This window comes from Anoxybacillus flavithermus, assembly GCF_002742685.1.
Lineage (GTDB): Bacteria > Bacillota > Bacilli > Bacillales > Anoxybacillaceae > Anoxybacillus > Anoxybacillus flavithermus_E.
In genome coordinates, this window is the sequence record NZ_PEDM01000018.1 from 22946 (window position 1) to 44006 (window position 21061).

Genomic DNA, 21061 nt, shown 5'->3' on the forward strand with positions numbered 1-21061 from the left:
CCCCTTGTTAGATGTAAATAAGTTTGAATATATGAAGATCGGACTCGCTTCACCCGAGAAAATTCGTTCTTGGTCGTATGGTGAAGTTAAAAAACCAGAAACGATTAACTATCGAACATTAAAGCCAGAAAAAGATGGCCTGTTTTGCGAACGTATTTTTGGTCCGACAAAAGACTGGGAATGTCATTGCGGAAAGTATAAGCGCGTTCGTTATAAAGGTGTCGTTTGTGACCGATGCGGTGTCGAAGTCACACGCGCAAAAGTTCGCCGTGAGCGCATGGGTCATATTGAACTAGCAGCCCCTGTTTCACATATTTGGTACTTTAAAGGAATTCCTAGCCGCATGGGACTTGTCTTAGACATGTCCCCTCGCGCGCTAGAGGAAGTCATTTACTTTGCATCTTACGTTGTGACCGATCCAGGCGATACGCCGCTAGAAAAGAAACAGTTACTCTCTGAAAAAGAATATCGCGCGTATCGCGAGAAGTATGGAAATTCGTTCCAAGCTTCAATGGGTGCGGAAGCGATTAAAAAATTGTTACAAGACATCGACCTTGAAAAAGAAGTAGAAACGTTAAAAGAGGAATTGAAAACAGCACAAGGGCAGCGTCGTGCCCGTACAATTAAGCGCCTTGAAGTGCTTGAAGCGTTCCGTAACTCTGGCAACGATCCGTCTTGGATGATATTAGATGTTTTACCGGTTATCCCACCGGAGTTGCGTCCGATGGTACAGTTAGACGGTGGACGTTTTGCGACATCTGACTTAAACGATTTATATCGTCGAGTCATTAACCGGAACAATCGTTTAAAGCGTCTATTAGACCTTGGAGCGCCGAACATTATTGTTCAAAACGAAAAACGAATGCTTCAAGAAGCTGTCGATGCGCTAATTGATAACGGTCGTCGTGGCCGCCCGGTCACAGGACCAGGAAATCGTCCACTTAAATCGCTTTCTCATATGTTAAAAGGAAAGCAAGGTCGTTTCCGTCAAAACTTGCTCGGTAAGCGCGTTGACTATTCTGGTCGTTCGGTAATCGTTGTCGGCCCGAACTTAAAAATGTATCAATGCGGCTTGCCAAAAGAAATGGCGCTTGAGTTGTTTAAACCGTTCGTTATGAAAGAATTAGTAGAACGCGGCTTAGCGCACAACATTAAAAGCGCGAAGCGGAAAATTGAGCGCGTTCACCCAGAAGTTTGGGATGTTTTAGAGTCTGTCATTAAAGAGCATCCGGTGTTATTAAACCGCGCACCAACGCTTCACCGTCTTGGTATTCAAGCTTTCGAGCCGACGCTTGTAGAAGGGCGTGCGATCCGATTACATCCACTTGTATGTACGGCGTACAATGCGGACTTCGACGGTGACCAAATGGCTGTGCACGTACCGCTTTCGGCAGAAGCGCAGGCAGAAGCACGTCTACTTATGCTCGCAGCACAAAATATTTTGAACCCGAAAGATGGAAAGCCAGTCGTTACGCCTTCACAAGACATGGTTTTAGGAAACTACTATTTAACGATGGAACGTGAAGGTGCAGTCGGAGAAGGAATGGTATTTAAAGATACGGACGAGGCGTTGTTAGCTTACCATAATGGTTATGTTCATTTGCATACACGCATCGCTGTTCATGCCGGTTCGTTGAAAAACGAAACGTTTACAGAAGAGCAAAACAATAAATTGCTTATCACAACAGTTGGAAAGTTAATCTTCAATGAGATTTTGCCGAAGTCATTCCCGTATATTAATGAACCGACGCAAGAAAACATTGAAGAACGAACACCAGATAAGTATTTCTTAGATAAAGGTGTGAACGTGAAAGAAGAAATCTGTAAGCGTGCACTCGTTCCACCATTTAAGAAAAAAATTCTCGGTAATATCATCGCGGAAGTCTTTAAACGTTTCAAAATTACAGAAACGTCTAAAATGCTTGACCGCATGAAAGATCTTGGCTTTAAATACTCAACAAAAGCTGGTATTACAATTGGTGTAGCCGACATCGTTGTCTTGCCTGAAAAACAAGAAATTTTAGAAGAAGCACAAGCAAAAGTTGATACGGTATTAAAGCAATTTAGACGCGGTTTGATTACTGATGAAGAACGTTATGAGCGCGTTATTTCGATTTGGAGTGCAGCGAAAGACAAAATTCAAGGTCGCTTAATGGAGTCGCTTGATAAGCGAAATCCAATTTTCATGATGAGTGACTCTGGAGCCCGCGGTAACGCGTCGAACTTTACGCAACTTGCAGGTATGCGCGGATTAATGGCGAACCCAGCTGGACGTATTATCGAGCTTCCGATTAAATCTTCGTTCCGTGAAGGTTTAACCGTACTTGAGTACTTCATTTCAACCCACGGGGCACGTAAAGGTCTTGCGGATACAGCGTTAAAAACAGCAGACTCTGGTTATTTAACACGTCGTCTCGTTGATGTTGCACAAGACGTCATTATTCGTGAGGATGATTGTGGCACAGATCGTGGTACGTTGATCCGTGCGTTAAAAGACGGTACAGAAGTGATCGTGAAGCTTGAAGATCGTCTCATTGGACGTTATGCACGTAAGACGGTGAAACATCCGGAAACGGGCGAAGTGCTCGTGCGTGAAAATGAAATGATTACAGAAGACATTGCGACCGCGATTGTCAAAGCAGGTATTGAAGAAGTATGGATTCGTTCGGCGTTTACATGTAACACCCGTCATGGTGTATGTAAAAAATGTTATGGACGCAACTTGGCAACAGGTGCGGAAGTTGAAGTTGGTGAAGCGGTCGGTATTATCGCAGCCCAATCGATCGGTGAGCCGGGCACACAGCTTACAATGCGTACGTTCCACACAGGTGGGGTAGCAGGAGACGATATCACACAAGGTTTACCGCGCGTACAAGAGTTATTTGAAGCACGTAATCCAAAAGGTCAAGCCGTCATTTCAGAAATTGATGGTGTTGTTGTGGCGATTAACGAAACGCGTGATCGTCAACGTGAAATTGTTATTCAAGGTGAAGTCGAGACACGTATGTATACAGCCCCTTATAGTGCCCGCTTGAAAGTGCAAGAAGGGCAGAAAGTTGAGCGTGGTCAAGAATTAACAGAAGGCTCGATCGACCCGAAAGAGTTGTTGAGAGTCAAAGATATGAACGCTGTACAAGAATACTTGTTGCGCGAAGTACAAAAAGTGTACCGCATGCAAGGGGTAGAAATTAGCGATAAACATATCGAAGTTATGGTCCGTCAAATGCTCCGAAAAGTGCGCGTCATTGACGCGGGCGATACAGACTTGTTGCCTGGCACATTGCTTGATATCCATCAATTCACAGATGCGAACGCAAAAGTGTTGATGGAAGGCAAACGTCCAGCGACAGCTCGCCCAGTATTACTTGGAATTACGAAGGCATCGCTTGAAACAGATTCGTTCTTGTCTGCGGCTTCATTCCAAGAGACAACGCGCGTCTTAACGGATGCAGCAATTAAAGGAAAACGTGACGAGTTACTTGGATTAAAAGAAAACGTCATTATCGGTAAACTTGTTCCAGCGGGAACAGGCATGGCTCGTTACCGCAAAGTAAAGCCGGTAATTAAAACAACAAAAGACGAGGATGCTGTTACAACGAAATGATGATGATCCTGTTGCTAGCTCTGTTTGCTAGCAACAGGTCAAAAAATAATAGTTGACACAGCACTCAGAAAGTGATAGTATAACAAAGGTGTTCCGAAAACCTGTCACTTTGGAGGATATGTTACATGTCTTATGAAAAAGTCGCACAGGCGAAACAGATTATTGTAGGAACGAAACAAACAGTACGTGCTCTGAAAGATGGGAACGTTAAAGAGGTAGTCATTGCTGAAGATGCTGACGTAGCTGTGATTGAAAAAGTCATAAAAGCAGCGAACGATCGAAACGTTCCAATTGTAAAAGTCGATTCAACGAAAAAGCTTGGAAAAGCATGTGGGATTGACGTAGGAGCTGCAACTGTTGCGATTATTCGTTAAAAACTGTTTTTGTGGGTTACTACAAAAACTTTGTTTTTGCATAAAAATGAGCCACCTGGATGTGTGGGCTTGAATTTGATTGTGAAGGGAGGAAATTTACCATGCCTACAATTAACCAGCTTGTACGTAAAGGTCGTACAAAAAAGGTAGTGAAATCTAAATCACCTGCGTTAAATAAAGGGTATAACAGCTTCAAAAAAGTTCAAACAACTGTTTACTCTCCGCAAAAACGTGGAGTATGTACACGTGTAGGTACAATGACACCAAAGAAGCCAAACTCTGCGCTTCGTAAATATGCCCGTGTACGTTTATCTAACGGTATCGAGGTAACTGCATACATCCCAGGTATCGGTCACAACTTACAAGAACACAGCGTTGTATTAATTCGCGGTGGACGTGTAAAAGACTTACCAGGGGTACGTTACCACATCGTCCGCGGTGCTTTAGATACAGCAGGTGTAGCGAACCGTATGCAAGGTCGTTCTAAATACGGTGCGAAAAAACCAAAAGCAGCTAAGAAATAATATTCGACATCTTTTGTTGATTTTTACTGAAAGGAGGAAAAACTATGCCACGTAAAGGTCCGGTTCCTAAACGAGATGTGTTACCAGATCCAATTTACAATTCAAAGCTAGTTACACGTTTAATCAATAAAATTATGATTGACGGTAAAAAAGGTAAAGCACAAAAAATTCTTTACACAGCGTTCGATATCATTCGTGAGCGCACAGGTAAAGATCCAATGGAAGTGTTTGAGCAAGCGTTGAAAAACGTTATGCCAGTTCTTGAAGTTCGCGCACGCCGTGTTGGTGGTGCAAACTACCAAGTTCCTGTTGAGGTGCGTCCAGAGCGCCGTACAACATTAGGTCTTCGTTGGCTCGTGAACTACGCTCGTCTTCGTGGAGAAAAAACGATGGAAGAGCGTTTAGCAAACGAAATCATGGATGCAGCAAATAACACAGGTGCAGCTGTGAAAAAACGCGAAGATACACACAAAATGGCAGAAGCAAACAAAGCGTTTGCACACTATCGTTGGTAATTTTTTCGTTAAATTAAGAATAGGTGAGAGCGATGCGGTTGAAACTAAAAAGGCATGCCCATCGCTCATTCGCCTATATTCCTATATGCAAATAAAATTACGATACTTCATTTAAGGAAGGAGAAAAAATCCATATGGCAAGACAGTTCTCCTTGGAAAACACTCGCAATATTGGAATCATGGCTCATATTGACGCCGGTAAAACAACTACGACAGAGCGTATTCTTTTCTACACAGGACGCGTTCATAAAATCGGTGAAGTTCATGAAGGCGCAGCAACGATGGACTGGATGGAGCAAGAACAAGAGCGCGGAATTACGATCACATCCGCAGCGACAACTGCTCAATGGAAAGGCCATCGTATTAACATCATCGATACACCTGGACACGTCGACTTCACGGTAGAAGTTGAGCGTTCATTGCGTGTATTAGACGGTGCAGTCGCGGTATTAGACGCACAATCAGGCGTAGAGCCGCAAACAGAAACAGTATGGCGCCAAGCGACTACATACGGCGTTCCACGTATCGTTTTCGTTAACAAAATGGACAAGATTGGCGCAGATTTCTTATACTCTGTTAAAACGCTTCATGAGCGTTTACAAGCGAATGCGCACCCTGTTCAATTACCAATTGGTGCAGAAGATCAATTTACAGGCATCATCGATCTTGTTGAAATGTGCGCATATCACTATCACGATGAATTAGGAAAAAACATCGAGCGCATCGAGATTCCTGAAGACTATCGTGATATGGCGGAAGAATACCGCGGTAAGTTAATCGAAGCGGTTGCAGAACTTGATGAAGAATTAATGATGAAATATTTAGAAGGGGAAGAAATTACGAAAGAAGAGTTAAAAGCTGCAATTCGTAAAGCGACAGTTTCTGTGCAATTCTTCCCAGTATTTTGTGGTTCTGCATTCAAAAACAAAGGTGTTCAATTAATGCTTGACGGAGTTGTTGACTACTTACCATCGCCAGTCGACATTCCTGCGATTAAAGGAACTGTTCCTGATACAGAAGAAGAAACAGTTCGTGAAGCGCGTGACGATGCTCCTTTTGCAGCGTTAGCGTTCAAAATTATGACAGACCCTTACGTTGGTAAGTTGACGTTCTTCCGCGTATACTCTGGTACATTAAACTCTGGTTCTTACGTGTTGAACTCAACAAAACGTAAGCGTGAACGTATCGGTCGTATTCTACAAATGCACGCAAACCACCGCGAAGAAATTGCACAAGTTTACGCTGGTGACATTGCGGCAGCTGTAGGTTTAAAAGATACAACAACTGGTGATACGCTGTGTGATGAAAAAGACCCAGTCATCTTGGAGTCTATGCAATTCCCAGAGCCAGTTATTCAAATCGCGATCGAACCGAAGTCAAAAGCTGACCAAGATAAGATGAGCACAGCATTGCAAAAACTTCAAGAAGAAGACCCAACATTCCGTGCATGGACAGACCAAGAAACAGGTCAAACGATCATCGCGGGTATGGGTGAGCTTCATCTTGACATCATCGTTGACCGTATGCGTCGCGAGTTTAAGGTAGAAGCAAACGTTGGTGCTCCTCAAGTTGCGTACCGCGAAACATTCCGTAAATCTGCACAAGTTGAAGGTAAATTTGTGCGTCAGTCTGGTGGTCGCGGTCAATACGGTCACGTTTGGATCGAGTTCTCGCCAAACGAAGAAGGAAAAGGCTTTGAATTCGAAAACGCGATTGTCGGTGGGGTTGTTCCGAGAGAATACATCCCTGCAATTCAAGCAGGTCTTGAAGATGCAATGCAAAACGGTGTTCTTGCTGGATACCCAGTTGTTGACATTAAAGCGAAATTATTTGACGGTTCTTACCACGATGTTGACTCAAGCGAAATGGCGTTCAAAATCGCTGCTTCTATGGCATTGAAAAACGCAGCGGCAAAATGTGACCCTGTATTGCTTGAGCCAATCATGAAAGTAGAAGTCATCGTCCCTGAAGAATATTTAGGTGACATCATGGGTGACATCACTTCTCGTCGCGGTCGCGTCGAAGGTATGGAAGCTCGCGGTAACGCACAAGTTGTTCGCGCGATGGTTCCACTTTCTGAAATGTTTGGATACGCAACTTCATTGCGTTCAAATACACAAGGTCGCGGAACGTTCACAATGGTATTTGACCATTATGAAGAAGTTCCGAAGAGCATTGCTGAGGAAATCATCAAAAAAAATAAAGGTGAATAATTGATTTTCTAGCATTGTTCAAGTATAAATACTTATGTAAGACTTGGAAGTGGACGTGCCTGTGCACTTTCACTTCCGAGCATTCTATATTCTATACTTAATAAAAAACACTAAGGAGGATATTATAATGGCTAAAGCGAAATTCGAACGCACGAAACCACACGTCAACATTGGTACAATCGGCCACGTTGACCATGGTAAAACAACTTTAACAGCTGCAATCACAACAGTTCTTGCGAAACAAGGTAAAGCAGAAGCACGCGCGTATGATCAAATCGACGCTGCCCCAGAAGAGCGTGAGCGCGGAATTACAATCTCAACTGCACACGTTGAGTACGAAACTGACAACCGTCACTATGCACACGTTGACTGCCCAGGTCACGCTGACTACGTGAAAAACATGATCACAGGTGCTGCGCAAATGGACGGCGCGATCCTTGTTGTATCTGCTGCTGACGGTCCAATGCCACAAACTCGTGAGCACATTCTTCTTTCTCGCCAAGTAGGCGTACCTTACATTGTTGTATTCTTAAACAAATGCGACATGGTAGACGACGAAGAGCTTTTAGAGCTTGTTGAAATGGAAGTTCGCGATCTATTATCTGAATACGACTTCCCTGGAGACGAAGTTCCTGTAATTAAAGGTTCTGCGTTAAAAGCGCTTGAGGGAGATCCAGCTTGGGAAGCGAAAATCATCGAGCTTATGAACGCTGTTGATGAGTACATCCCAACTCCACAACGCGAAGTTGACAAACCATTCATGATGCCAGTTGAGGACGTATTCTCAATCACTGGTCGTGGTACAGTTGCTACAGGTCGCGTTGAGCGCGGTATCTTAAAAGTTGGTGACCAAGTAGAAATCATCGGTCTTTCTGAAGAGCCAAAAGCAACAACTGTTACAGGTGTTGAAATGTTCCGTAAGCTTCTTGACCAAGCTGAAGCTGGTGACAACATCGGTGCGCTTCTTCGTGGTGTTTCTCGTGACGAAGTACAACGCGGTCAAGTATTAGCGAAACCAGGAACAATCACTCCACACACAAAATTTAAAGCACAAGTTTACGTATTAACAAAAGAAGAAGGTGGACGTCATACTCCATTCTTCTCTAACTACCGTCCACAATTCTACTTCCGTACAACGGACGTAACAGGTATTATCCAACTTCCAGAAGGTGTTGAGATGGTAATGCCTGGTGACAACATCGAAATGACAGTAGAATTAATTGCGCCAATCGCGATCGAAGAAGGTACAAAATTCTCGATCCGCGAAGGTGGACGTACAGTAGGTGCAGGTTCTGTATCTGAAATCATCGAGTAATCGATAAAGTGGTCTAGCTTGCTGCTAGACCACTTATTTTTTACTTCATTGAAAATGTATAGCGAAATATGTATAATAGGAAAGGCAGTTTGGGAAGAAAAGAAATAAAAAAACTTGCATTAGGTATGAATTTTATATATAATAATAAACGTTGGTCTTTGACTGCGATGAAGTGGAAGGTTGCTGACACACCCGGCCGCTTTGCCATGGCGAGTGTGAAGGAAATTTCCATGGAGAATGTCTATTTTAAAAATAGGCGAAGAAGGAGGGAAAATAATGGCAAAAGAAAAAATTCGTATTCGTTTAAAAGCATATGATCATCGAATTCTTGATCAATCTGCTGAGAAAATTGTGGAAACTGCAAAGCGTTCAGGCGCGACTGTATCTGGACCGATTCCGTTACCAACTGAAAAAACGGTGTACACGATCTTACGTGCGGTTCATAAATACAAAGACTCTCGTGAGCAGTTCGAAATGCGCACACATAAACGCTTAATTGATATCGTCAATCCGACTCCACAAACAGTAGATTCTTTAATGCGTTTAGACTTACCGTCTGGTGTCGATATTGAAATCAAGTTGTAATTGCGATATAGGAGGTGTGAAAGATGAAAGGAATCTTAGGAAGAAAAATCGGCATGACTCAAGTGTTCGCTGAAAACGGAGATCTTATTCCTGTAACAGTTATTCAAGCGACTCCAAACGTAGTTCTTCAAAAGAAAACGATTGAAAACGACGGTTATGAAGCGATTCAATTAGGTTTTGAAGATTTACGTGAGAAGTTGGCGAACAAGCCTCAAAAAGGTCATGCTGCGAAGGCAAACACCACACCTAAGCGCTTCATTCGTGAAATTCGTGGTGTAAATCTTGCAGAGTATGAAGTAGGTCAAGAAGTAAAAGTGGACATTTTCAACGAAGGTGAAATCGTTGACGTAACAGGTACGTCAAAAGGTAAAGGTTTCCAAGGTGTAATTAAACGCCACGGACAATCTCGTGGACCAATGGCTCACGGTTCTCGTTACCATCGTCGTCCTGGTTCAATGGGTCCGATCGCTCCAAACCGTGTATTTAAATCGAAAGAGCTTCCAGGCCGCATGGGTGGCGAGCGTGTGACGGTACAAAACTTAAAAGTTGTTAAAGTGGATCCAGAACGCAACTTAATCTTAATTAAAGGAAATGTACCAGGTCCAAACAAAGGACTTGTAATTATTAAAAGCGCGGTTAAAGCGAAATAATTTCTTTAAGAAAGGAGGAAATACCCAATGCCAAAAGTAGCATTGTACAACCAAAACGGAGAAAACATCGGTGAAATTGAATTAAACGATGCCGTATTTGGTGTTGAACCGAACAAACATGTGTTATTTGAAGCGGTAATTATGCAACGTGCTTCCTTGCGTCAAGGAACTCATAAAACAAAAAATCGTGCAGAAGTAAGCGGCGGTGGCCGTAAACCATGGCGTCAAAAAGGTACTGGACGGGCTCGCCAAGGATCGATCCGTTCTCCACAATGGCGTGGCGGTGGTATTGTATTCGGTCCAGTTCCACGTAGCTACAGCTATAAACTTCCAAAAAAAGTTCGTCGCTTAGCAATTAAATCAGCTTTATCTTCAAAAGTGCTTGAAAACAGCATCGTTGTATTAGACAATTTAACGCTTGAAGCACCGAAAACAAAAGAAATGGTTAAAATTCTAAACAATCTTTCTGTTGATCGCAAAGCGTTAATTGTAACAGCAGATGCAAATGAGAACGTTATTCTTTCAGCTCGTAACATTCCAGGAGTCACAGTTGTTACAGCAAGTGGAATTAATGTTCTTGATGTACTCAACCACGACAAGCTTATCATTACGAAAGCTGCTGTGGAAAAAGTAGAGGAGGTGCTTGCATAATGAAAGATCCTCGCGATATTATTAAGCGCCCCGTCATTACTGAACGTTCAACAGAGTTAATGACTGAGAAAAAATATACGTTCGAAGTTGATGTGAAAGCGAATAAAACAGAAGTAAAAGACGCGATCGAAGCGATTTTCGGCGTGAAAGTAGCGAAGGTCAACATTATGAACTATAAAGGGAAGTTCAAACGTGTTGGCCGCTATAGCGGATTAACAAATCGCCGTCGCAAAGCGGTTGTTACATTAACGCCTGACAGCAAAGAAATCGAGCTATTTGAAGTATAAGTTTAAAAGTGAAGGAGGGAAACGGACATGGCGATTAAAAAATATAAGCCAACGTCTAACGGTCGTCGTGGTATGACGGTTTTAGACTTCTCTGAGCTTACAACAGATAAGCCGGAAAAATCGTTGCTTGCCCCTTTAAAGAAAAAAGGTGGTCGTAACAATCAAGGTAAATTAACAGTTCGTCACCAAGGTGGCGGTCATAAGCGTCAATATCGTATTATTGACTTTAAACGCGATAAAGATGGCATTCCAGGACGCGTTGCTACAATCGAATACGATCCAAACCGTTCTGCGAACATCGCGTTAATCCATTACGCTGATGGTGAAAAGCGTTACATCATCGCACCGAAAAACTTAGAAGTTGGCATGGAAATCATGTCAGGTCCAAATGCGGACATTAAAGTAGGTAACGCATTACCTTTAGCAAACATTCCAGTTGGTACAGTTATTCACAACATCGAATTAAAACCTGGTAAAGGCGGACAATTAGTGCGCGCTGCAGGTACATCTGCACAAGTGCTTGGTAAAGAAGGTAAATACGTACTTGTTCGTTTATCTTCAGGTGAAGTTCGCATGATTTTAGCAACTTGCCGCGCAACAGTCGGTCAAGTTGGTAACGAACAACATGAGCTTGTGAACATCGGTAAAGCTGGACGCGCTCGTTGGTTAGGCATTCGTCCAACAGTTCGCGGTTCTGTTATGAACCCAGTCGATCACCCACACGGTGGTGGTGAAGGTAAAGCACCAATCGGACGTAAGTCTCCAATGACTCCATGGGGCAAACCAACGCTTGGATTCAAAACGCGTAAGAAGAAAAATAAATCTGATAAATTTATCGTACGTCGTCGTAAAAAATAACGGGGTTGAGCTACGGTTCAAAAGAACCGTAGAGCAATCACGAAAGGAGGTTCACTTATGGGTCGCAGCTTGAAAAAAGGTCCTTTTTGTGATGATCATTTAATGAAAAAAATCGAGAAGTTGAATGAAACTGGACAAAAACAAGTGATCAAAACATGGTCTCGTCGTTCGACAATTTTCCCACAATTCATTGGTCACACAATCGCTGTTTACGATGGGCGTAAACACGTTCCAGTTTACATCACAGAGGACATGGTCGGTCATAAGCTCGGTGAGTTCGCGCCAACGCGCACGTACAAAGGTCACGCTGCTGATGACAAGAAAACAAAACGTTAATATGAGAGGAGGCTTCATTTATGCAAGCTAAAGCTGTTGCTAGAACGGTTCGAATTGCTCCTCGTAAAGCTCGTTTAGTAATTGATTTAATTCGAGGAAAGCAAGTGAGTGAAGCAGTTGCGATTCTTCGCCATACGCCAAAAGCTGCTTCTCCGATTATCGAGAAAGTATTAAAATCTGCAGTGGCAAACGCAGAACATAACTATGACATGGACGTGAACAAACTCGTTGTTACAGAAGCTTATGTGAACGAAGGACCAACATTGAAACGTTTCCGTCCTCGTGCACAAGGTCGTGCGAGCGCAATTAACAAACGCACAAGCCATATCACGATCGTTGTTTCAGAAAAGAAGGAGGGATAATCAGTGGGTCAAAAGGTAAATCCAATCGGTCTTCGCATTGGTATTATCCGTGATTGGGAGTCAAGATGGTACGCTGAAAAAGATTACGCGGACCTTTTACACGAAGATCTTAAAATTCGCGAATACCTCACAAAGCGCTTAAGCGATGCAGCTGTTTCTCGCATTGAAATCGAGCGTGCAGCAAATCGTGTAAATATTACAATCCATACAGCGAAACCAGGAATGGTAATCGGTAAAGGTGGATCTGAAGTTGAAGCGCTTCGTAAAGCGTTAAACGAATTAACTGGAAAACGTGTTCATATCAACATCGTTGAAATTAAAAAGCCAGACTTAGAAGCAAAACTTGTTGCGGAAAATATCGCGCGTCAAATTGAAAACCGCGTATCATTCCGTCGTGCGCAAAAACAAGCAATCCAACGCACAATGCGCGCAGGTGCTAAAGGAATTAAAACGATGGTATCTGGTCGTTTAGGTGGAGCAGATATCGCTCGCTCAGAACATTACAGCGAAGGAACAGTTCCACTTCATACTCTTCGCGCTGACATCGACTATGCAACGGCAGAAGCGGACACAACATATGGAAAAATCGGCGTGAAAGTATGGATTTATCGTGGAGAGGTCCTTCCTACGAAAAAGAAAACTGAGGAAGGAGGAAATTAATCATGTTAATGCCAAAACGCGTAAAATATCGTCGTGAACATCGCGGTCGCATGAAAGGTCGCGCAAAAGGCGGTACAGAAGTACATTTTGGTGAATACGGCTTACAAGCGTTAGAGCCAGCATGGATTACAAACCGTCAAATTGAGGCTGCTCGTCGTGCGATGACTCGTTACATGAGACGTGGCGGTAAAGTGTGGATTAAAATTTTCCCTTCAAAACCATACACAGCAAAACCACTTGAAGTGCGCATGGGTTCCGGTAAAGGTGCTCCAGAAGGTTGGGTAGCTGTTGTTAAACCTGGCAAAGTAATGTTCGAAATCGCGGGAGTTTCTGAAGAAGTCGCTCGTGAAGCGTTACGTCTTGCTTCTCACAAACTTCCAATCAAATGTAAATTTGTAAAACGTGAAGAAATTGGTGGTGAATCAAATGAAAGCTAAAGAAATTCGTGAACTTACCACTGCCGAGATTGAACAAAAAATTAAAGCGTTGAAAGAAGAGTTATTCAACCTTCGCTTCCAATTGGCAACAGGTCAATTAGAGAATACAGCACGTATTCGTGAAGTACGCAAAGCGATTGCGCGTATGAAAACTGTTATTCGCGAAAGAGAGATCGCTGCTAACAAATAATTGATATCGAGAGGAGGTTCGCACAATGAGTGAACGCAACAATCGTAAAGTTCTCGTCGGCCGTGTTGTTTCCGATAAAATGGATAAAACAATTACGGTTCTTGTAGAAACTTATAAAAAGCATCCTCTTTACGGCAAGCGCGTAAAGTATTCAAAAAAATATAAAGCACATGACGAAAACAACGTAGCAAAAGTGGGCGATATCGTAAAAATTATGGAAACACGTCCTCTTTCTGCGACAAAACGTTTCCGTCTTGTTGAAGTAGTTGAAAAAGCTGTTATTGTTTAATTAATATGTTCGGGATGATGGATACAAATCCGAAAGGAGGTTTCGTCAATGATTCAACAAGAAACTCGTATGAAAGTTGCTGATAACTCTGGTGCACGTGAAGTGCTTGTTATTAAAGTGCTAGGTGGTTCTGGTCGTCGTTATGCGAACGTTGGCGATATCGTTGTGGCGACAGTTAAAGATGCAACACCAGGTGGCGTTGTTAAAAAAGGTCAAGTCGTTAAAGCGGTTGTCGTTCGTACAAAACGCGGCGTGCGCCGTACAGACGGTTCTTACATCCGTTTTGATGAAAATGCTTGCGTAATCATTCGTGATGACAAGAGCCCACGTGGTACACGTATTTTCGGACCAGTTGCTCGTGAATTACGTGAGAAAGACTTTATGAAAATCGTTTCTTTAGCTCCAGAAGTGATTTAATGAAAAGGAAAAGCCTTTTAAGGAGGTGCGATTCAGATGCATGTAAAAAAAGGTGATAAAGTACAAGTAATCTCTGGTAAAGATAAAGGCAAACAAGGCGTTATTCTTGCTGCGTTTCCAAAGAAAAACCGAGTGCTTGTTGAAGGTGTAAACATCGTAAAAAAACACGTAAAACCTTCTCAAGCAAATCCACAAGGCGGCATCATCAGCCAAGAGGCGCCAATCCACGTATCAAACGTAATGCCTCTTGATCCAAAAACAGGATTACCAACTCGTGTTGGATACAAAGTAGTTGACGGTAAAAAAGTTCGCTATGCGAAACGTTCTGGTGAAATCTTAGACAAATAATGAAGTGATCGAGGAAGGGAGGTACTCAAATGAACCGCCTTAAAGAAAAGTATGTGAAAGAAGTTGTTCCTGCTCTTATGAGCAAGTTTAACTATAAGTCTGTGATGCAAGTTCCAAAAATCGAGAAAATCGTCATCAACATGGGTGTTGGTGATGCGGTACAAAACGCAAAAGCGTTAGATAACGCAGTAGAAGAACTCGCATTAATTTCTGGTCAAAAGCCAGTTGTTACACGCGCGAAAAAATCAATCGCTGGTTTCCGTCTTCGTGAAGGAATGCCAATTGGTGCGAAAGTAACGCTTCGCGGTGAGCGTATGTACGAGTTTTTTGATAAGCTCGTGTCTGTTTCTTTACCGCGTGTTCGCGACTTCCGTGGTGTTTCTAAAAAGTCTTTTGACGGACGCGGCAACTACACATTAGGTGTAAAAGAGCAATTAATTTTCCCTGAAATTGACTACGATAAAGTAAACAAAGTTCGCGGTATGGACATCGTCATCGTTACAACTGCGAAAACAGATGAGGAAGCTCGTGAATTACTTACGTTGCTCGGTATGCCATTCCAAAAATAATCATTCCCATTCGTAAAAAGAGGGAGGCGAAAACGTGGCTAAAAAATCAATGATCGCGAAACAAAAACGTACACCAAAGTTTAAAGTGCAAGCGTACACTCGTTGTGAGCGTTGTGGACGTCCACACTCTGTATATCGTAAATTTAAACTTTGCCGTATTTGTTTCCGTGAATTAGCGTATAAAGGTCAAATTCCTGGTGTGAAAAAAGCAAGCTGGTAATAAACCCATGAGTTGGGAAGGAGGTAAAACATAATGGTGATGACAGATCCAATTGCAGATATGCTTACTCGCATTCGTAATGCGAACATGGTGCGTCACGAGAAACTTGAAGTTCCTGCTTCAAAAATTAAAAGAGAAATCGCTGAAATTTTAAAGCGTGAAGGTTTCATTCGTGATGTCGAGTACATTGAAGATAACAAACAAGGTATTCTTCGAATTTTCTTAAAGTACGGTCCAAATAACGAGCGCGTAATTACAGGTCTTAAACGCATTAGCAAACCTGGTTTGCGCGTGTATGCGAAAGCTGATGAGGTACCACGTGTATTGAACGGTTTAGGAATCGCAATTCTTTCAACATCTCAAGGTATTTTAACTGACAAAGAAGCACGTCAAAAACGTACTGGCGGCGAAGTGTTAGCATATATTTGGTAATTATTTTGCAACGAATGGAGGTGTAGTACATGTCACGTGTTGGTAAAAAACCATTGGAAATTCCAGCTGGTGTTACAGTTACATTAAACGGTAACACAGTTACTGTAAAAGGTCCGAAAGGTGAACTTACTCGTACGTTCCATCCAGATATGGTCATTAAATTAGAAGGAAACGTTTTAACAGTTGAGCGTCCAAGCGATGAAAAACATCATCGTGCGCTTCACGGAACGACTCGTAGCTTACTTGCGAACATGGTTGAAGGTGTTTCAAAAGGTTATGAGCGTGGGCTTGAGCTTGTCGGTGTCGGTTACCGTGCGACAAAACAAGGTAAAAAGCTTGTATTAAGCGTTGGATACTCTCATCCTGTTGAAATCGAACCAGAAGAAGGACTTGAAATTGAAGTGCCTTCACAAACAAAAATTATCGTTAAAGGTGCGGACAAACAACGTGTTGGTGAATTAGCAGCAAACATTCGTGCCGTTCGTTCACCAGAGCCTTACAAAGGAAAAGGTATTCGCTATGAAGGCGAAGTTGTACGTCGTAAAGAAGGTAAAACAGGTAAGAAATAATGCTGCTTAGGTAAATGAAAGGAGTGACACGAATGATCACTAAGCTTGATAAAAATGCAGTTCGCAAAAAAAGACACGCTCGTGTTCGTCGTAAAGTAGTAGGAACTGCGGAACGTCCACGCTTAAATGTGTTCCGTTCAAACAAACACATTTATGCGCAAATTATTGACGATATGAAAGCTGTGACACTTGTTAGCGCGTCAACATTAGATAAAGAGTTTGACTTAGAATCAACAGGCAATGTTGAAGCAGCTCAAAAAGTGGGCGAATTAATTGCTAAACGTGCGCTTGAAAAAGGAATTACATCGGTTGTATTTGACCGTGGCGGATATTTATATCATGGACGTGTTAAAGCACTTGCAGACGCTGCTCGTGAAGCTGGATTACAATTCTAATTAAGAAGGAGGGACAGAGATGCGTCGCATTGATCCAAATAAACTTGAACTAGAAGAACGCGTTGTTGCCGTTAACCGCGTAGCCAAAGTTGTAAAAGGTGGACGTCGTTTCCGTTTCGCTGCGTTAGTCGTTGTTGGTGACAAAAACGGTCATGTCGGCTTTGGAACAGGAAAAGCTCAAGAAGTTCCAGATGCTATTCGCAAAGCGATTGAAGACGCGAAGAAAAACTTAATTACTGTACCGATCGTTGGTACAACAATTCCACATGAAGTGATTGGACATTTCGGAGCAGGTGAAATCATTTTAAAACCAGCATCTGAAGGTACAGGGGTTATCGCTGGTGGTCCTGCACGTGCGGTATTAGAATTAGCAGGCATTAGTGATATTTTATCGAAGTCAATCGGCTCCAACACACCAATCAACATGGTGCGCGCAACAATCGACGGTTTGAAACAGTTGAAACGGGCTGAAGAGGTAGCAAAATTGCGCGGTAAAACAGTTGAGGAACTGTTAGGATAAGGGAGGGAAAAATGATGGCGAAAAAATTAGCAATTACCCTCACTCGCAGCGTAATTGGTCGTCCGCAAGACCAACGCGTGACGGTTAAAACATTAGGTTTGAAAAAATTGCATCAAACAGTTGTTCATAACGATAATCCAGCCATTCGTGGAATGATTAATAAAGTTTCTCACCTTGTAACAGTAAAAGAATTAGAAGAATAAGGAGGTGCCTAGACATGAAGCTACATGAATTACAACCAGCACCGGGTTCCCGTAAAGAACGCAATCGTGTTGGTCGTGGTATCGGCTCTGGTAACGGAAAAACTTCTGGTAAAGGACATAAAGGGCAAAACGCTCGCTCTGGTGGCGGTGTACGCATCGGCTTTGAAGGTGGTCAAACACCTTTATTCCGTCGTTTACCAAAACGCGGCTTTACAAACATTCATCGTAAAGAATATGCGATCGTTAACCTGGAAGCATTAAATCGCTTTGAAGACGGTACGGAAGTAACACCAGAATTGTTGCTTGAAACAGGCGTAGTAAGCAAGCTAAAAGCAGGCATCAAAGTTCTTGGCAACGGTGAGCTTACGAAAAAATTAACAGTGAAAGCTCATAAATTCTCTGCTTCTGCAAAAGAAGCGATCGAAGCTGCTGGCGGTACAACTGAGGTGATTTAATGTTTCGAACAATCTCCAATTTTATGCGCGTGGGTGATATAAGAAGAAAAATTTTGTTCACCCTTCTTATGCTCATTGTATTTCGCATCGGTACGTTTATTCCTGTGCCGGGCGTCAATGCAGACGTATTAAAAATGCAAGACCAGTTCAATGCCTTTGGGGTATTGAACACATTCGGTGGTGGCGCCTTGAAAAATTTCTCTATTTTCGCGATGGGCGTCATGCCATACATTACGGCATCTATCATCGTACAACTATTGCAGATGGATGTTGTTCCTAAATTTACGGAATGGTCGAAACAAGGAGAAGTAGGCCGCCGTAAGCTCGCTCAGTTTACTCGCTACTTTACAATTGTGCTTGGTTTTATCCAAGCGTTCGCTATGTCATACGGTTTTCATAATATGTCTGGTGGTGTACTCATTAAAAACCCAGGCATTCCGACATATTTGCTTATTGCGCTCGTTTTAACAGCTGGAACAGCCTTTTTAATGTGGCTTGGTGAGCAAATTACGGCGAAAGGTGTTGGGAACGGCATTTCTGTTTTGATTTTTGCAGGGATTGTCTCAGGTATCCCAACAACGCTCAATCAAATTTACGTTCAGCAGTTTGAAAATGCTGGCGATCAGCTGTTTTTACGCATCGTCACAGTACTACTAGTCGCTTTAGCAGTTGTTGCAGTCATCGTTGGTGTCATTTATATGCAACAAGCTTTCCGGAAAATTCCGATTCAGTACGCAAAGCGATTAGAAGGACGTAGTCCAGTTGGTGGTCATTCGACACACATTCCATTAAAAGTGAATCCGGCGGGTGTTATTCCGGTTATTTTTGCAGTGTCGTTTATTATTACTCCACCGACGATTGCATCGTTTTTCGGCTCGAATGATGTAACATTGTGGATTAAAAAAGTTTTTGACTACACGCAACCAGTTGGGATGATTATATACATCGCTTTAATTGTTGCCTTTACGTATTTTTATGCGTTTGTTCAAGTTAATCCAGAACAAATGGCGGACAATTTGAAAAAGCAAGGTGGTTATATTCCAGGCATTCGTCCAGGAAGAAACACGCAAGAATTCATTACACGCGTTTTATATCGATTAACTTTCGTCGGAGCTCTATTTTTAGCAGCAATCGCTGTTCTTCCTGTCTTCTTTATCGAGTTCGCTAAACTACCGCCTTCTGCTCAAATTGGGGGAACGAGTTTGCTGATCGTCGTCGGCGTTGCTTTAGAGACGATGAAACAGCTAGAAAGCCAATTAGTAAAGCGCCATTATAAAGGCTTTATTAAATAAAAAGAGGTGTTGGGAATTTTATTCCCTCTACCTCATATAGAGCTGAGGGGGAGAAATTGATGAATTTAGTATTAATGGGTCTGCCGGGCGCTGGAAAAGGAACGCAGGCAGAAAAAATTGTTGAGAAATACAAAATTCCTCACATTTCTACTGGGGATATGTTTCGAGCAGCGATCAAAGAAGGAACAGAGCTCGGTTTGCAGGCGAAGTCATATATGGATCGCGGTGATCTTGTGCCAGATGAAGTGACCATTGGCATTGTTCGTGAACGATTAAGCAAGGACGATTGCCAAAACGGATTTTTGCTTGACGGTTTTCCACGAACAGTCGCTCAAGCAGAAGCGTTAGAAACACTTCTTCAACAATTGGACCGTTCCATTGACTATGTCATTAACATTGAAGTAGATAAGAGCATTTTAATGGAACGTTTAACAGGGAGACGCATTTGTAAAGAATGTGGAGCGACGTATCATCTTGTATTTAATCCACCAACTCAAGCAGGTGTTTGCGACAAGTGCGGTGGAGAGTTATACCAACGTGCAGATGATAACGAAGCGACCGTAGCAAATCGTCTTGAAGTCAATATGAAGCAAGCGCAACCGTTGCTTGATTTTTATGCAGCGAAAGGATACTTGCGCAACATTAATGGACAACAACATATTGATCAAGTGTTTGCTGACATTTGTGAATTACTTGGGGGCTTACAATAATGATCATTTGCAAAACCCCACGCGAAATTGAAATTATGCGTGAAGCTGGCCGTATTGTTGCCTTAACTCATCAAGAATTACAAAAATATATCGAGCCAGGCATCACGACAAGAGAGCTCGATCATATTGCTGAAACGTTCATTCGTAAACATGATGCAATTCCTTCGTTTAAAGGATATAATGGATTCCAAGGGAGCATTTGTACGTCCGTCAATGAAGAACTCGTTCACGGCGTTCCGGGAGACCGTGTGCTTCGCGAAGGAGATATTATTAGCATCGATATTGGTGCAAAATATAATGGATATCATGGCGATTCGGCTTGGACATATCCGGTCGGGGCCATCTCCGAAGAGGCAAAAAAACTGTTAGAAGTGACAGAACAGTCATTGTATCGCGGATTGGAAGAAGCGAAACCTGGCGCACGGTTAACGAACATTTCTCATGCAATCCAAACGTACGTTGAGGCGCATAACTTTTCCGTTGTGCGTGAGTATGTTGGGCATGGAATTGGTCAAGACTTACATGAAGATCCGCAAATCCCACATTACGGTCCGCCAAACAAAGGACCGCGGTTAAAGCCAGGAATGGTTCTATGCATTGAACCGATGGTGAATGCAGGAACCCGTTATGTTCGCACGTTAGAAGATAATTGGACGGTTGTCACAGTAGATGGCAAACTTTGTGCTCATTTTGAGCATACGATTGCGATTACTGAGACGGGATATGAAATTTTAACAACACTTTGAACGCTTTAACCTTCTTTGCGGATGCGCATCGTAAGCTTTAAACTGGTCGTGTTAGTTGAACATGTTACTCATTTCAAAAAAGAAGGGAGAGCCGTTCAATGGCGAAAGACGATGTAATTGAAGTGGAAGGTACAGTCGTTGAAACGTTGCCTAATGCGATGTTCCGAGTAGAACTTGAAAACGGTCATACTGTTTTAGCTCACGTTTCAGGTAAAATTCGTATGCATTTTATTCGTATTTTACCAGGTGATAAAGTGACGGTGGAATTATCACCTTACGATTTAACACGTGGAAGAATTACGTATCGATATAAATAACACTCCGCACGAACAAGG

The 21061-nt window shown here is 42.6% G+C and carries 31 protein-coding genes; all 31 read left to right on the top strand.

Annotation, left to right across the window (positions count from 1 at the left end; all coding sequences use genetic code 11):
- Positions 1 to 4: 4 nt before the first annotated feature.
- Complete coding sequence (rpoC, locus tag CS060_RS08850) at positions 5 to 3604, top strand: DNA-directed RNA polymerase subunit beta' (RefSeq protein ID WP_035046884.1); 3600 nt, start codon at positions 5 to 7, stop codon at positions 3602 to 3604.
- Positions 3605 to 3729: 125 nt separating this feature from the next.
- Positions 3730 to 3978: a 50S ribosomal protein L7ae-like protein gene (locus tag CS060_RS08855; RefSeq protein WP_035046882.1), complete on the top strand. Its 249-nt coding sequence runs from the start codon at positions 3730 to 3732 to the stop codon at positions 3976 to 3978.
- 101 nt (positions 3979 to 4079) lie between these two features.
- Entirely contained in the window at positions 4080 to 4502 is a 423-nt protein-coding gene (gene rpsL / locus CS060_RS08860; RefSeq protein ID WP_003397652.1) for a 30S ribosomal protein S12, read from the top strand.
- A gap of 44 nt (positions 4503 to 4546) precedes the next feature.
- Positions 4547 to 5017, top strand: coding sequence for a 30S ribosomal protein S7 (rpsG, locus tag CS060_RS08865; RefSeq protein WP_004888658.1), 471 nt, complete (start codon positions 4547 to 4549; stop codon positions 5015 to 5017).
- Positions 5018 to 5151: 134 nt separating this feature from the next.
- The gene (gene fusA, locus CS060_RS08870; protein WP_035020779.1) at positions 5152 to 7230 is read left to right on the top strand and encodes an elongation factor G; all 2079 of its coding nucleotides are present in this window, start codon (positions 5152 to 5154) and stop codon (positions 7228 to 7230) included.
- A 127-nt stretch (positions 7231 to 7357) separates the two neighbouring features.
- On the top strand, positions 7358 to 8545 hold the full coding sequence (gene tuf / locus CS060_RS08875; protein WP_003397655.1) for an elongation factor Tu: 1188 nt from the start codon (positions 7358 to 7360) through the stop codon (positions 8543 to 8545).
- 276 nt (positions 8546 to 8821) lie between these two features.
- Positions 8822 to 9130 (top strand): 30S ribosomal protein S10, encoded by a 309-nt coding sequence (rpsJ, locus tag CS060_RS08885; protein ID WP_021095335.1) that lies wholly within the window; start codon positions 8822 to 8824, stop codon positions 9128 to 9130.
- Positions 9131 to 9153: 23 nt separating this feature from the next.
- Positions 9154 to 9780 (top strand): 50S ribosomal protein L3, encoded by a 627-nt coding sequence (rplC, locus tag CS060_RS08890; protein WP_004888665.1) that lies wholly within the window; start codon positions 9154 to 9156, stop codon positions 9778 to 9780.
- Positions 9781 to 9807: 27 nt separating this feature from the next.
- A complete protein-coding gene (gene rplD / locus CS060_RS08895; protein ID WP_099668888.1) occupies positions 9808 to 10431 on the top strand; it encodes a 50S ribosomal protein L4 in 624 nt (207 codons plus the stop codon).
- Positions 10431 to 10718: a 50S ribosomal protein L23 gene (gene rplW / locus CS060_RS08900; RefSeq protein WP_035046878.1), complete on the top strand. Its 288-nt coding sequence runs from the start codon at positions 10431 to 10433 to the stop codon at positions 10716 to 10718. The genes rplD and rplW overlap by 1 nt, the downstream gene beginning before the upstream one ends.
- 27 nt (positions 10719 to 10745) lie before the next feature.
- Positions 10746 to 11576, top strand: coding sequence for a 50S ribosomal protein L2 (rplB, locus tag CS060_RS08905; RefSeq protein ID WP_035046876.1), 831 nt, complete (start codon positions 10746 to 10748; stop codon positions 11574 to 11576).
- A gap of 57 nt (positions 11577 to 11633) precedes the next feature.
- Positions 11634 to 11912: a 30S ribosomal protein S19 gene (gene rpsS / locus CS060_RS08910; protein WP_004888674.1), complete on the top strand. Its 279-nt coding sequence runs from the start codon at positions 11634 to 11636 to the stop codon at positions 11910 to 11912.
- 20 nt (positions 11913 to 11932) lie between these two features.
- On the top strand, positions 11933 to 12274 hold the full coding sequence (gene rplV / locus CS060_RS08915; protein WP_006322652.1) for a 50S ribosomal protein L22: 342 nt from the start codon (positions 11933 to 11935) through the stop codon (positions 12272 to 12274).
- A 3-nt stretch (positions 12275 to 12277) separates the two neighbouring features.
- Positions 12278 to 12934, top strand: coding sequence for a 30S ribosomal protein S3 (gene rpsC, locus CS060_RS08920; protein ID WP_003397666.1), 657 nt, complete (start codon positions 12278 to 12280; stop codon positions 12932 to 12934).
- A gap of 2 nt (positions 12935 to 12936) precedes the next feature.
- On the top strand, positions 12937 to 13371 hold the full coding sequence (gene rplP, locus CS060_RS08925) for a 50S ribosomal protein L16 (RefSeq protein ID WP_003397670.1): 435 nt from the start codon (positions 12937 to 12939) through the stop codon (positions 13369 to 13371).
- Positions 13361 to 13561, top strand: a complete 201-nt coding sequence (gene rpmC / locus CS060_RS08930; RefSeq protein WP_003397671.1) for a 50S ribosomal protein L29 — start codon at positions 13361 to 13363, stop codon at positions 13559 to 13561. The genes rplP and rpmC overlap by 11 nt, the downstream gene beginning before the upstream one ends.
- Positions 13562 to 13586: 25 nt before the next feature.
- Positions 13587 to 13850: a 30S ribosomal protein S17 gene (gene rpsQ, locus CS060_RS08935; RefSeq protein ID WP_003397674.1), complete on the top strand. Its 264-nt coding sequence runs from the start codon at positions 13587 to 13589 to the stop codon at positions 13848 to 13850.
- A 48-nt stretch (positions 13851 to 13898) separates the two neighbouring features.
- Positions 13899 to 14267: a 50S ribosomal protein L14 gene (rplN, locus tag CS060_RS08940; protein WP_003397675.1), complete on the top strand. Its 369-nt coding sequence runs from the start codon at positions 13899 to 13901 to the stop codon at positions 14265 to 14267.
- A gap of 36 nt (positions 14268 to 14303) precedes the next feature.
- A complete protein-coding gene (gene rplX / locus CS060_RS08945) occupies positions 14304 to 14615 on the top strand; it encodes a 50S ribosomal protein L24 (RefSeq protein ID WP_003397676.1) in 312 nt (103 codons plus the stop codon).
- Positions 14616 to 14644: 29 nt separating this feature from the next.
- Positions 14645 to 15184 (top strand): 50S ribosomal protein L5, encoded by a 540-nt coding sequence (gene rplE / locus CS060_RS08950; RefSeq protein ID WP_032101421.1) that lies wholly within the window; start codon positions 14645 to 14647, stop codon positions 15182 to 15184.
- A 34-nt stretch (positions 15185 to 15218) separates the two neighbouring features.
- A complete protein-coding gene (rpsN, locus tag CS060_RS08955) occupies positions 15219 to 15404 on the top strand; it encodes a 30S ribosomal protein S14 (protein ID WP_003397678.1) in 186 nt (61 codons plus the stop codon).
- Between the two features lie 33 nt (positions 15405 to 15437).
- Positions 15438 to 15836 carry a 30S ribosomal protein S8 gene (rpsH, locus tag CS060_RS08960; protein ID WP_003397680.1) on the top strand — a complete coding sequence of 133 codons (399 nt, stop codon included), beginning with the start codon at positions 15438 to 15440 and terminating at the stop codon, positions 15834 to 15836.
- Between the two features lie 29 nt (positions 15837 to 15865).
- Positions 15866 to 16405, top strand: a complete 540-nt coding sequence (gene rplF / locus CS060_RS08965; protein ID WP_003397681.1) for a 50S ribosomal protein L6 — start codon at positions 15866 to 15868, stop codon at positions 16403 to 16405.
- A gap of 32 nt (positions 16406 to 16437) precedes the next feature.
- On the top strand, positions 16438 to 16800 hold the full coding sequence (gene rplR / locus CS060_RS08970) for a 50S ribosomal protein L18 (RefSeq protein WP_009361496.1): 363 nt from the start codon (positions 16438 to 16440) through the stop codon (positions 16798 to 16800).
- A 19-nt stretch (positions 16801 to 16819) separates the two neighbouring features.
- A complete protein-coding gene (gene rpsE / locus CS060_RS08975) occupies positions 16820 to 17320 on the top strand; it encodes a 30S ribosomal protein S5 (RefSeq protein WP_004888691.1) in 501 nt (166 codons plus the stop codon).
- Between the two features lie 14 nt (positions 17321 to 17334).
- Positions 17335 to 17523, top strand: coding sequence for a 50S ribosomal protein L30 (gene rpmD, locus CS060_RS08980; RefSeq protein ID WP_035020776.1), 189 nt, complete (start codon positions 17335 to 17337; stop codon positions 17521 to 17523).
- Positions 17524 to 17537: 14 nt separating this feature from the next.
- Positions 17538 to 17978: a 50S ribosomal protein L15 gene (gene rplO, locus CS060_RS08985; protein ID WP_032101416.1), complete on the top strand. Its 441-nt coding sequence runs from the start codon at positions 17538 to 17540 to the stop codon at positions 17976 to 17978.
- Positions 17978 to 19270 (top strand): preprotein translocase subunit SecY, encoded by a 1293-nt coding sequence (secY, locus tag CS060_RS08990; protein WP_035049792.1) that lies wholly within the window; start codon positions 17978 to 17980, stop codon positions 19268 to 19270. The genes rplO and secY overlap by 1 nt, the downstream gene beginning before the upstream one ends.
- A gap of 59 nt (positions 19271 to 19329) precedes the next feature.
- The gene (locus CS060_RS08995) at positions 19330 to 19980 is read left to right on the top strand and encodes an adenylate kinase (RefSeq protein ID WP_035049791.1); all 651 of its coding nucleotides are present in this window, start codon (positions 19330 to 19332) and stop codon (positions 19978 to 19980) included.
- Complete coding sequence (gene map, locus CS060_RS09000; RefSeq protein WP_035049789.1) at positions 19980 to 20726, top strand: type I methionyl aminopeptidase; 747 nt, start codon at positions 19980 to 19982, stop codon at positions 20724 to 20726. The genes CS060_RS08995 and map overlap by 1 nt, the downstream gene beginning before the upstream one ends.
- A 98-nt stretch (positions 20727 to 20824) precedes the next feature.
- Complete coding sequence (gene infA / locus CS060_RS09005) at positions 20825 to 21043, top strand: translation initiation factor IF-1 (protein ID WP_003247618.1); 219 nt, start codon at positions 20825 to 20827, stop codon at positions 21041 to 21043.
- Positions 21044 to 21061 lie beyond the last annotated feature (18 nt).